Annotated in this window: 8 protein-coding genes; 2 read left to right on the plus strand and 6 right to left on the minus strand. The window is 62.4% G+C overall.

Going from position 1 to position 11,736, the window contains the following annotated elements; translation table 11 throughout:
* Positions 1-93 precede the first annotated feature (93 nt).
* The 4 genes from MJQ68_RS11920 to MJQ68_RS11935 all read right to left on the minus strand — a co-directional run bounded on the left by MJQ68_RS11920 (position 94) and on the right by MJQ68_RS11935 (position 6,680).
* A complete protein-coding gene (locus tag MJQ68_RS11920; RefSeq protein ID WP_238751343.1) occupies positions 94-2,442 on the minus strand; it encodes an acyl-CoA dehydrogenase family protein in 2,349 nt (782 codons plus the stop codon).
* Between the two features lie 142 nt (positions 2,443-2,584).
* A complete protein-coding gene (locus MJQ68_RS11925) occupies positions 2,585-3,046 on the minus strand; it encodes a DUF3592 domain-containing protein (RefSeq protein WP_238751344.1) in 462 nt (153 codons plus the stop codon).
* A complete protein-coding gene (locus MJQ68_RS11930) occupies positions 3,043-3,747 on the minus strand; it encodes a hypothetical protein (RefSeq protein ID WP_238751345.1) in 705 nt (234 codons plus the stop codon). The genes MJQ68_RS11925 and MJQ68_RS11930 overlap by 4 nt, the downstream gene beginning before the upstream one ends.
* Positions 3,744-6,680, minus strand: a complete 2,937-nt coding sequence (locus MJQ68_RS11935) for a DEAD/DEAH box helicase family protein (RefSeq protein WP_238751346.1) — start codon at positions 6,678-6,680, stop codon at positions 3,744-3,746. The genes MJQ68_RS11930 and MJQ68_RS11935 overlap by 4 nt, the downstream gene beginning before the upstream one ends.
* A 368-nt stretch (positions 6,681-7,048) precedes the next feature.
* On the opposite strand from MJQ68_RS11935, the gene MJQ68_RS11940 reads away from it, so the two are divergent.
* Both MJQ68_RS11940 and MJQ68_RS11945 read left to right on the plus strand, forming a co-directional pair.
* Entirely contained in the window at positions 7,049-7,966 is a 918-nt protein-coding gene (locus MJQ68_RS11940; RefSeq protein ID WP_238751347.1) for a hypothetical protein, read from the plus strand.
* A 37-nt stretch (positions 7,967-8,003) separates the two neighbouring features.
* Positions 8,004-8,870, plus strand: a complete 867-nt coding sequence (locus MJQ68_RS11945) for a sterol desaturase family protein (protein WP_238751348.1) — start codon at positions 8,004-8,006, stop codon at positions 8,868-8,870.
* Here the strand turns inward: MJQ68_RS11945 and MJQ68_RS11950 are convergent.
* Complete coding sequence (locus MJQ68_RS11950) at positions 8,867-10,942, minus strand: hypothetical protein (RefSeq protein WP_238751349.1); 2,076 nt, start codon at positions 10,940-10,942, stop codon at positions 8,867-8,869. The genes MJQ68_RS11945 and MJQ68_RS11950 overlap by 4 nt on opposite strands.
* 321 nt (positions 10,943-11,263) lie before the next feature.
* Positions 11,264-11,527, minus strand: a complete 264-nt coding sequence (locus MJQ68_RS11955; RefSeq protein ID WP_238751350.1) for a GNAT family N-acetyltransferase — start codon at positions 11,525-11,527, stop codon at positions 11,264-11,266.
* Positions 11,528-11,736 lie beyond the last annotated feature (209 nt).

Here is an 11,736-nt window from a genome sequence, read left to right on the forward strand (position 1 = left end):
GGTGGGGTTTGGGAGGTAACCCCTCGTGTGGTCCCACTGTTCTACTTCAGCTGCTCCCGGTACATAAGGCCTCGGAGCCATCCCCCCAGTCAATCAGCGCGCAATAGGCGCCCCCAGCAATTCATCCGGTATCCCGAACCCGTCCACCAGTGCCCCCACTTCCGGACGCAGTTCGGCGCACAGCTTATCCACCAACTTGCGCACGGCTTTGCTCTTTTGTCCGCTGATGTAGTCCGATTCCAGGTACCAGCCGCGGTGCTGCTCGATGGTGTGCATAGCGTAGAGGAGGATGGTCTTTTCCAATACCCGGGTCACATCGTCCGCCGAATCTTGCGCAGCTTGGTTCGTCGGCCGACGATCGTCTACCCGCTTCAGGCTAGCCTCCAGCACCAGCAGTTCCACATAAGCCTCGGCGGCTTCGATCATGTGGGTCTGGCAAAGCAGGCCCGCTTGGTAGCTGCTCATGCCCCCCTTAATGTAGGCCCGCAGGCGACTACCTAGCGTGCTGACCAGTCGCCGTGCCCGAAACTGGAAGGCGGCCAGGTAGAAGCCGCGGCCTTCGAGGTGCTCGCGGTCGGTCTGCCGCACGGTATAGGGGTTCTGCTCGGTGACGATGGTGCCCACTCGGCGACCGATGAACTTGAGCACGGCGAAGTTGCCGTCCTCCTGGAACGACTTCTTGAATTCGGTCAGCAGTGACTTTGCCAGTAGCTGCATCAGCACCGTGTTGTCGCCCTCGAAGGTGGTAAAGATGTCGGTGTCGCCCTTGAGCGCGGCAAAGCGGTTCTCGGCCAGGTAGCCCTTGCCGCCGGTGGCCTCGCGGCACTCCTGGATGGCAGCCGTGGCAAACCAGGTAGCATAGGATTTAAGTCCGGCCGCCATGGCCTCGATCTCGCGCATCTGCTCTTCGGTGCGGCGGACGTAGCGGTCCAGCAGGTGGTCCAGCCCGAACTGCACGGCGTAGGCCTTAGCCACCAGCGGGATCAGCCGGCGCTGCTGGTTGGGGTAGTCCATGATGATGGTCTCCGAACGCATCGACTCGGAGGGGAACTGCCGCCGCCGCAGTCCGTAGCGTACGGCGATGGTGAGGGCCGACTTAGCGGCACTCAGTCCGGCACGGGGCACGAAGACGCGTCCGCCCACCAGGGTGCCCAGCATCGTGAAGAAGCGGCGCGTAGGGCTCTCGATGGGACTGGAGTAACTCCCATCTTCCTGAATGCCGCCATACTTATCGAGCAGGTTCTCTACCGGCACGCGTACGCTATCGAACCAGAGCCGGCCGTTGTCGACGCCGTTGAGGCCCATCTTATAGCCGTTGTCTTCGACGCGGATACCGGGCAGGGTGAGTCCGTCCTGGCCGCGGATCGGTACGACTACCGCGTGTACGCCGTGGCTTTCCCCGTCTACGATGAGCTGACAGAACACCGCCGCCATCCGGGCGTGCATGGCGTTGCCGATGTACTCCTTGCCGGCTTCCACGCTGGGGGAGTGTACGATGAGCTCGCGGTGCTCGGGGTCGTAGACGGCCGTGGTCTCCAGTCCGCGCACGTTGCTGCCGTGCCCGGTCTCGGTCATGGCGAAGCAGCCGGGCAGTTCCAGGGTGCCGGTAGCGTGCAGGTAGCGGTCGTGGTGCCGCTTGGTGCCCAGGTTATAAACTGCCCCGCCCCATAGGCCGAACTGTACGCCAAACTTGATGGCCAGGCTCAGGTCGTGGTAGGCGATGGTCTCGAAGGCGGCGGCGTAGTCGTCCATGCTGTCCTGTCCGCCGTAAGCCACGGGGTAAGACAGTGCACCGATGCCCTCCTGCGCCAACTCCTTGCACCAGCGCAGCACCTGCTCGCGGTAATCCTCCTTAATGCGCAGGGTAGACCGCTCGAAACTCGGCCGCAGCAGGATGTTTTTGACCCGCTGGATGACGGCCGCGTGCTCGCCGTCCAGCACGGCCTGCAGATCGGCCGGGGCCACGCTGCCCTCCCGGATGGCCTCGAAGAGCTTCTCGCGCTGGTCGTAGCGCGGGAACAGGCTGCGGTAGGTGTCTTCGCGTACGCCGCCGAGCCCCTCCTCGAGTTGGCGGAGGGCGGCGAGTTGGCCGGCCCAGTAGGCATGCTTCTCTTCCGGCGCTTCCTCAGCGGATAGCCCCAGCAGCACGGCGAGCTCCGCCAGACTGGCGGGCTTGTCTTCGGGTAGGGTTTCGGCGGCCTGCCGTCCGCTCGTCAGCCACTGCTGGAAGCGCTCGCGGCTGGGGGGGTGCACCGGGTTGCTCCACTCCATCAGCACGCCCCGGTCTTCGGTGGACAGAAAGTCCAGTGCATCGGCCTCCTTACGCAGGGCCTGGATCTCCGGTACGCTAAGGTGACGGTCCGACCAGGCCGCGTACAAAAAGGGCAGCATCGCCTGAATGCCGGGAGTAGTAGAGGTGGTTGCAGGAAGATCGATGCCCATGTACATTACTTGATTTGTCTACGGAACGTGCACTATGCCCCGCGGGTTGGTGAATTAAAAGGTCGAGGGCCTCCGGTCCGAGTCTCTACGCGCAGTAGCAATACTAAAGTACTCGGACCGGAGGCCACTCGACCTTTGCTTATCACACTAGCAACAACAGCGGCCACCCGCCCAGCAGCAGACTTCCCCACCCGAGCACCCGCCAGCTCAGGGGGTCCTGCCCCGGCTGCAGGTAGGCCTCCTCGGGCTGCTGAGGATTGAAGTACACGACCGGCTGCTCGCGCCGCATCAGGTGGAAGCGCGCCATATTCCGGTAGTGGCGGTGCTGCTGGTCGAAGCCCGGCTCGATCAGCTGACTCTCGTACTTCTGCCCGCCCACGTAGTAGGCGTAGCGCTCCTTAAGGTGGCCGTGCACCTGCGACGCGTGAGCTAGTCCCGTACCCTGTCGGGACGGCCGCGCCTCTTCCAGGACCACCTTCTCGTCGATGATCGCCTTGGTCTGCGGCCAGGTAAGCACCCGCTGCCGGTTGTGGGCGGTACGAATACGGGGGACGATAAAGAACAGCAGGGCCGCATAGTATAGCCCGAAGAGGAAGACGGTCATGCGCGGGATATTTTTTGCGGGGACGCGGGTGCGGCGAAGGCACGCTCGGCCAGGCTTTCCAGCAGTTCGTCGGGTGGCTCGGCGGCGGGCAGACTCGGCCGCTCGGGCGTAGGTACGAGGTAGGTACCTACGTTCAGTACGGACTTGGCTGCGTAGTAAGCAGCTAATAGAACGCCCGTACTACCCAGGACAGTCCCAACGATCACGAGCTCCTGGACCAAGGTAGCCGGGGTGCCGTACACGCCGATCACTAATAGGCACGCCGGTAGGGCCAGGCCAAACACGGCATACAGCAGCAGACTCCGATTGCTCAGCAGGTGCCGGCCTACCGTCAGGTAGTTGTGCTCGGGGTCGTTCGGGTCGTAGCAGATCTGATAGCGTGCGTGCTGCTGCAGGGCGCGCAGGAACAGCTTGGTCTCCTCGGGGTTCAGCCGCTCCAGCTCCGGTGCCAGGCGATGACCGGTGAAGCGCTCCCCCCGGGCGTAGAACACGTAGGGCTCCCGCAGTCGCGCGCGGTAGAAGAGTACGTCGCCTAATCTGTTGGCTGCCGCCGGCTCCAGTCCGGCGGTCTCGGGATTCAGCACGGCGGTGGCGCGCGGCCAGGTGAGGGCCCGCTGCCGACGGGCTTCCTGGGTCGCGCGGCGCACGAAGCGCCAGGCCACCAGGGCAAACAGCAGCAGGGCCACGGTGCTACTGATCATCGCCAGAGCATTTCGCGTCGGGCCAGCTCTTCGGTCTTGGAGCTGGCCTGGAGGCGGGCGGTGAGAAGGTGTAGCCGGCCGGCGGGCTCCCGGGTGTAGATAGCTTCGAACTCCTGGTCGACCGACTCCCCAAGGGCCCCGGCCAAAGCCTCCGCATCCTTGCGGGTACCCAGCGATCCGGGTACGGCCAGGTAGTACTCGCCGCGCGTCCAATCATCGGGGAGTTTGAGCCGCAGCAGGTAGCGCGGGTTATCGATGGGCGACATCAGCTCCGCCAGCGAGGAAGCAAACAACTGGCTGTCGTGGTGCTCGGCGTCGGAGAGGTATAGGAACTGCTCGTCGCCCTCCTCCTCGAGCTTGAGATTGTCCGGGCTGGCCACGTGGAAGTGCTCCCCCGCCCCCAGCGCACCGGCCAGGGCCTTGCCGTAGCTCAGCAGCCGCTCGCGGGTATTAGACAGTAGCGTGTGCCGACGTACCGCCTCGTTGCGCCGCTGCACGGGGGAGCGCAGGGCGCATCCGGCCATCCACAGGCTATACACCGTCAATACACTCAGGGAGGCCACGTACCCGAAGGGCAGCAGCAATAGGGCAAACAGCAGCGGAAACACCACGTAAGGCCGCAGCTTCAGCTCCCGGTCGAAGGCCGGATTTCGGTTCGGATCGCTCAGGCGGCCCGCCACCTGCCGGCGCAGGGCTGCGAAGTGGCGGTAGAAATACACCCCCGCCGGCACGGCGATCACCGCTAGTACGCCACTCACGATCAGTAGCGGCAGGGCTACACGGGCCAGCACGGCCGCCACGATCGTACCCACCAGCAGACTCACCATAGTAGCCACTTTCATGTTCAGCAGCAGCAGGCGGTACTGCTCCTCCACGTGGCGGTCGATCGACTCGCGGTAGTGCAGCGTCAGCGGATCCTTGCGCTCGTAGTAGCGTTCCTGCGGCGGCCGAATGGCTTCCACCAGTTGGGTGCCGGCTCCGAGGGCCTCGGTCCAGCGCTCGGCCAGCTGACTGCGTTCGGTGGCCCGCTGCAGACTCACCCGGCGCAGGGCGGTCATGGCCTCGGCATCGGTGGTGCTGTAGCTGCGGTCGGCGGGCAGAAGCTGCTGCTGCGTCTCCGTGGGCGCGCCCGCCGGTGCGGTGAACAGCAAACTATACCGCTCCAGTCCGTTCTGAATGGCCGGTTTGCCGTCCAGGCGGGGCCCGGCGAAGCCCCGAAAGCGACGGCGCATCCGGTCTACATCGGGTCCGCCCCGCCGCACTGTGGGGTGCACGATCATCGGGTGCCAAATGTTGGCGGTCTTATCGGGCTGACCGCGTACCGTCCGAATGGCGCGCCCCCGCATCTGGTTGCTCAACACGAAACTACCTACGCGGTTGGCTAGGACCAGGCTATTGACCACCGGTGCATCCCACCCCTCGCCGAGCAGCGATTTCGTACCCACGATGATATGGATCAGCCCCTCCATAAACAGCTGGGTAAGCCAGCCTACGGCGTACTTATTGGCCAGCGTACCGGTATCCACTACGACGTACTTCGAGTCCGGAAACAACGGCGCGGTCTTGATCACCCGCTGGTCGGGCAGCTGATCGTAGGCGATCTCCAGTAGTCGGTGCTCGGCCGCCTGCGGGATCACGACGAGGGAACCGGTCAGGATACAGAGCGTATCGCGGTAGTAGGCTCCCTCCTGCCGGCGCAGGGTCTCGAAGACGGGCACGGTACCTACCCGGGTCAGTGCCCGACGGTCGTGCTCGGTAGTGGGCAGAAATTCGTCGTAGATGTTGTCGGTCAGGATGACCATGCGCAGCTCATTTACCAGCGCATCGGACTCGAAAGCCGCGATCTTGGTCATCGCATCTAGCTTCGCCTGGGGACTCTCCAGCTGCTCGGCTTCGGCGCCGGAGGCCGGCGGCAGGGCAGCGGCAAGGTGCAGCTTGCCGTCGTGCCAGGCCCCCATTGCCGAAAGGGCGCGCTTGTAGGGGCGCAGCAGGTCGCGGCCCCGGTCGCTGGTGAAGTAGTCGTCGTCGCGCAGGGCCCGCTGCAGGAACAGCGTAAGCCAGTGATCGTCGAGGGCCGGGGCCAGGGTGGTCTCGCCGTGCAGCACGCCGAGGGCCGTAGCGGGCGGCTCGCTGCCCTGCGCCCGCAGTATACTCAGCAGGGCGGTGAAGTATTCCGGGGTGGCGAAGATGTCCTCGTAGTGTGCCTCCGGATCGGCCAGCCAGGGGTGCTGGCGCACGAAGTAGGCCAGTTCGCCGCGGGTGTGGACCAGCTCCAGCAGGGCATCCTTGCGCTGCTGCCATTCGGTGATCAGGCGCGACTCCCCGGGCGGGGGCAGAATGGGGTAGATGAAATCCTGGTGCGGACACAGGTCTCCACTAGCCACCAGCTCCGGGATACTGATCTCCTCGTCGATCTCGCCGCAGAACGAGTGGTAGCGCCGCCACTCCACGCCGCTGACGTCGTAGGGTGGGGTAGCGGTAAGGGCCACGAGCTCGGGTTGGTAGCGCTCCATCACGCCGTCCAGCACCCGCCACCACTCGCGGCGCAGGTGGTGGCATTCGTCCACTACGAGTACCTCGGCCCAGTCTAACCCGTCAGTACCCATTTTCTCGTGGTAGGCGTACATGGCCTGGTAGGTGACGATGGTCAGTGCGCCGGGCGCGTAAAGGTCGTTGGAGATGTGTGCCTCATCGGCCCCGAAGTCGCGTATGTAGCGCTCGGTCCACTGCGCGCGGATCGTCAGCGAGGGGGCCAGGACCAGCGCGCGTTTCCCGATGCGGCGCATGATCTCTAGTCCAAGCACCGTCTTACCGGCGCCGGGCGGGGCTACGACGTGGATCTTGCGGTCGTCGCGGTATAGCTCCAGCCGGCCGAGAATACGCGCCTGATAGGCCCGCCAGGGGTACTTGAAGGTAAGTAGGGGTGGGGTCACGGAGGGAAGATAGGGCGTTTGGAGTATGAACGAATGAAGCGCTCTGTGTTCGTAAAATAAAAAATACATGCTTCGCGCACGCTAGACCTACCATTCCCATTTAGCCCCGGGTAATTCATTGTGCCCGGCATGTCACTTCATAAGAAGGTCTTCCAAAGGGTCGGTGACCCATAGACAGAAATAAACGTATAGCTGGACATATGTCTTGACATGGTAAAGCTATATTAATCGGTATATAATCAAGCTTGAACTACCCATATACTAACTATATACTCTAAATAGAGCACTATTGGCTAAAAGTGAGATACAGCCGCGCGGAATTCTATACCTTTGGCCTCGCATTTACATCACATTCACGTACTGGTATTATGAGAGTTATCCTCACCGGCCTGATGGCCCTATTTATGTTATTTCCCCTAATGGGGCAAATGGCCAACACCAAAAAAGCCTTTGCTGAGGTCAAACGTAGCAAGATCATTCTGGGCCTGTCTGGCAATGAGGCCGTAGACAACACCCTACGTACGGCCGTCGATAGCTTCTTCCGCTTTGCCCGCGTAGTGGAGGAATTGCCCTACAAGGATGCCCTGGCAAAAGCCCACAAGGACGACCGTATGATGGTCCTTTATCTGGATCAGCTTCGGTCGGAGACGACGCTTGCCTCGAACAGTCTCAATGGCAGTGGGGCGCTGGTTACCAGTTGGATTCCCGGCCCGGCCAGCCGCAGTGCCGTCCTCACCATTAGCGCGGGAAAGAACCTGAAGAAGAACATGATGGCCTACGTAGCGCTGCCGCTGGGAGATGACGACGAGCTACCCGCCGCGGCCGTGCACTTCGGCGTAGCTACGCTGGAAGACATGGCCCGCACCATCAACCGTGCCCCCAAAAAGCCTGCGCAGTACTACAAGGAAACCATTGAAAAGCGGGGTCGCAGGCTAAAAACCAAAACGCTCTACGTGCTTGATCAAGTCTTCGAAAAGAAGTATTCCGCCGAAGAATTTATCGATACCTATGGCTTCGAGGTGAAGGTCGTGGGGCTAGCGCGTTGGTCAGAGGTAATTCTCAATCAGGAGGAAGGAGCAGCCTACGCTATTGTCAGTCCCGTGCCCCTGGGTGGACGCCACGTGTACGTCCACTACCTGGTCGACGCGTCTTCGGGCCAAACCATGGGCGCAGCCTATCCCGCCGTTGCCCTCAGCCTCGGTCCGGTCAATCTTTCCAAGGGCAATTCCTTCACCATGAATAAAAAGGTGGCCAAGTTGTACCACGAGGCAGCTGCCGGTAAGTAGGACAAAACTTCCTAGCCCCCCGGCAGTTTACCCACCCATGCCCAAACTCCGCCTCTCCTTCCCCTGGTTCGACCGCCGGGCCTTCCCCGTACTGGCCGTTGTCGTGGCCGGACTCTACCTGCTCGAGGAAGTCTTCACGCTGCGCGAGCAGCAGCACGGCAAGGTAAAACGCACGGTGATTAATACCGCCGTTGCGGCTAGCGGATTCACCGTTGCCCGGCTGGCCTTGCTGCCGATCATGGTGTACGCCGGAGAGTGGGCGGACCGCCGCCGCTTCGGCCTCATCCAGTGGCTGCCACTGCCGCGCTGGGCCGGCTACGCTATTGGAGCGTTACTGCTCGACTACACCAACTACCTGTGGCATACCCTGACCCACCGCATGCCGCTGCTGTACCGCTTCCACCGCGTACACCATTCCGATCTGGATATGGACGTGACCACCGGCTTCCGCTTCCACCTGGGCGAGCAGGTATTCTCGATCGTATACCGCGGCGGAATGATCGCGCTCACCGGGGCACCGGCCGACCTGGTCCTGGGCTACGAGGCAATCTTCGAAGGTTGCACCGCTTTCCACCACAGCAACCTGCGCCTGCCGCCCAGCGTGGAAGCCGCCCTGTCGCGGATCATGATCACCCCCAGTGCCCACGGTATCCACCACAGCGTGGTGCGCGATGAGTTCGACTCCAATTACGGCGTGGTGTTCAGCTTCTGGGACCGCCTGCACGGGTCGCACCGCACGGACGTACCGCAGGAGCAGATCACCATCGGCATACCCGCCTGGCAAGATCCGGCGGAGCTCACGGTACCGAAACTCCACACGATGCCACTAGCCGCTATACGCCCGTGGCAGCTACCCGACGGACAGCTGCCACGAAGCAGAAAACTGATATCAGATCTAGCCTAGCTGGTCGCAGGCTCCAGGGCGAAGGCCGCCAGGTCGGAGGCATTGAAGCTGCTGAGGGTCGTCGAGCCGTTCGTGTGCAATCCGTACACGCCCAGGTGCTCGGCAAAGGCCGCCTGGTCGCAGCCCCGTAGCAGCCGCTTCACGCTGACCTCTTCACTATACGTTCCACCGGCCAGGGTGTAGCCATCGGTAGTGCTGGCGAGTACAAAGCCGCGGGTATCCGCCTCGGCCAGCGGATCGCTGCTGGTGCCGCGCTGCACGTTGAAGTTGAACACCGCAAAGTCATTGGGGTGACTGGCCTCGAAGCGGAAGGTAGCCTCGGAGGTCTGCTTGTCGTTATACGTCACGAACCCACACTCGGTACTGGCCCTGTTACCGTCTACGGCGATGTTGTAGATCCGGGCGGTACAGCGCTGGTTGTCCACCCGCATCCGCATCCGGAAGGCACCGTGGGCTACTCCGTCGGCGGGCAGCAGGTAGCCGGGCTCGGCGGGTTCCGACCGTCCGGCCAGCATATCGTCGGTCAGGTGGAAGGGGTTGGCGGGCAGTCCGCTGACGTTGCCGTCCTTGTCCAGCAGTTCGAATTTGAATTCGTACAGACCGTCGCTGGGTAGGCCCGCGGAGTCGAAGCTGGCGGTAATGGTGTTCTGGCTGAGCCACTCCGCGGTGGGGTTACCGGATACCTCCGCCACCTTGGGCGACACCGGAGGAATACGGTAGCCCACCACGCCGTCGGGTACCTCATGCAGCTGGTAGTGTCGGGTCATGAAGATGGTGTTGCCGCCTATCTCCACCTCGATGGTGTAGGGTTTCCGGAGCTTGGCCTCGGTCAGTGGCTTCCAGGAGGTAGCTGCCGCTACGAGCTTGTCGTTGTGGGTGCGGCGGTACATCCAGCGAAAGTAGCGCGCCTCGTTGTTGGGGAACCCGCTGCCGAACTGCACCCGGAAGGAGAGGTCGCTGGCAAAGGGCCGCACCTGCCGCCCGGCCAGTCCGTAGGATCCTAGACCGGAGGTAGCGAAGTTCGTCAGGCCCACCGTCCGGAAGGTTTCGGAGTTATAGGGGATGGTAGCCGAGAAGCGCTGCTGGATGCTCCGCACGTTGGTGGCCGTACCGACGGTCTTGATCCAGGCCACCTGTCCGGTCACCGCCCGTTCGCAGGTCAGGGGTACCCGGGGGTCGGTGATGTGCAGACCCACCTCCTTACCGCAGCGGTAATTCCAGTGCGTATTGCAGTGGATGGGCGGACGGTAGACGGTACGCAGCGTCCCGTCGATCGGGAACTCTACCCAAAAGTACAGATCGGGCACGTCGCCCCCCCGCTGGTAGAAGAAGGGCGCCTCGAAGCGGCCGTTGCGGTCGGTCCGGGCCGTGCGCAGTTCATCGCAGCGGTAGAAGTAGTTCCAGTAGCGGGGCAGCAGGCAGAGGTAGGGCCGCAGCACGTCGAGGTGGGCGGTCAGCAGGTTGCGGATGCCGCTAGCGTCCGCGCGCCGGAGCTGACCGTGTAGTTGCGGAGCAGCCTTCGCCAGTTTAATGGGTGGTTCCGGCAGCGGGGGCTGCGGGGGAGTGGGAAGTATGCCCCGGGGCGGCGGGGGAAGCGGATCGGGCAGCTTTGGGATCAGGCGGTCCCGCAGGTCCAGTACGAGCCTGTCGGAGAGCTGGGGGATCCGCTTCAGGAGGGGATCTACCTCGCAGACGTGCACGGTGGCACCGCAGATGGGCCGCTCCTCGCGCCGTCCGTCGATGATGAACGTTTTGGTCACCTTACCGCGGGCATTGCAGCGCACCCACCGCCAGCGGTCGATGAGTCCGTCGGGGATCCGATTGGTGGCCAGCAGGCGGCCGTTGGCTACCCGCAGGACCGGTTCGTAGGCTTCGGCGCGCTCCAGCCGCTCGACGGTAAGCTCCTCATCCACGGCCCCCTCCGGAGGCTCGGGTAGTACGAACACGCGCGCGATCTCGGCACCGTCCTCCGACTGCTCGAAGGCGATTTCCTGACCATTGACGGACTGCTTTTCCAGTAGCTGCCCCTCCTGGTCAAATGCATAGGCTATAGTAGTGGGAGTAGACGACATAATGACGACGGGTTTTGATTCTCCCGTTTATGCAATCCGTCAGTTGTGCGTTACAACTTATACGTATATTTTACAGGGGTATATGTATCAGTTTGTTACTCAATACATGTGCTCAATGGGAAATGTAAATAGTGTATATACAACATGCCGGGCGGGGCCGCAGGTGCGATGCGGTCTACCCCGTTGAATCAGAACGAAATCCGAACTACCGCTATATGCTTGCCTGCGTCGTTGAATACCGGTAATACATCGTGTCGACCTATCAATGACCGGAATGAAGCTTCTATTGCAGTGCATTTCTAACCGGTCCTTCGGATAGGCCTATAGTTTCTTCCAGAATACCACCTTATCCTCTCCCGCCGCGTAGAATTCTCGGATGCGGGCCTCCTCCGTATACGCTAGCTTGTGGGAGAGGGAACGGGTGCGGGCAAATACCGCCAGTCCGGAGGTTTCTACCAGAAGGATGCGCTGCCCGGTCTGCCGCAGCGCGTTTTCCACGTAGGTCATGAGCCGGCTGCCGATGCCCCGGCCCTGCATACTGGGGTGCACCGCGATGAGGTAGATGTTGTAGGTGCCCTCGGTCATTGCTTCCGGGGCATAGTACACGATCCCGTCCACCTGCTCTCCGGTGACGTGGACCAGCTACTGCTAATCGGTGACTCGGTCGGACAGAAAGTCATCGGTCATCTCGTCGAGTAGCTCCCCGGGAAAGAGCGTGGAGCATCGAGTAGGGCGCGGACTGAAGGAAGGTCATGTGCCAGTAGCGGTCTGATCATGGGATAAAGGTCCACTTC

The organism is Neolewinella maritima (assembly GCF_923081025.1).
GTDB classification, from domain to species: Bacteria; Bacteroidota; Bacteroidia; order Chitinophagales; family Saprospiraceae; genus Neolewinella; species Neolewinella maritima.

Coding starts and splice junctions, on each gene's coding strand:
- MJQ68_RS11920 (WP_238751343.1), bottom strand. CDS start 2,442: ATGGGCATCGATCTTCCTGCAACCACCTCTACTACTCCCGGCATTCAG.
- MJQ68_RS11925 (WP_238751344.1), bottom strand. CDS start 3,046: ATGACCGTCTTCCTCTTCGGGCTATACTATGCGGCCCTGCTGTTCTTT.
- MJQ68_RS11930 (WP_238751345.1), bottom strand. CDS start 3,747: ATGATCAGTAGCACCGTGGCCCTGCTGCTGTTTGCCCTGGTGGCCTGG.
- MJQ68_RS11940 (WP_238751347.1), top strand. CDS start 7,049: ATGAGAGTTATCCTCACCGGCCTGATGGCCCTATTTATGTTATTTCCC.
- MJQ68_RS11945 (WP_238751348.1), top strand. CDS start 8,004: ATGCCCAAACTCCGCCTCTCCTTCCCCTGGTTCGACCGCCGGGCCTTC.
- MJQ68_RS11950 (WP_238751349.1), bottom strand. CDS start 10,942: ATGTCGTCTACTCCCACTACTATAGCCTATGCATTTGACCAGGAGGGG.
- MJQ68_RS11955 (WP_238751350.1), bottom strand. CDS start 11,527: ATGACCGAGGGCACCTACAACATCTACCTCATCGCGGTGCACCCCAGT.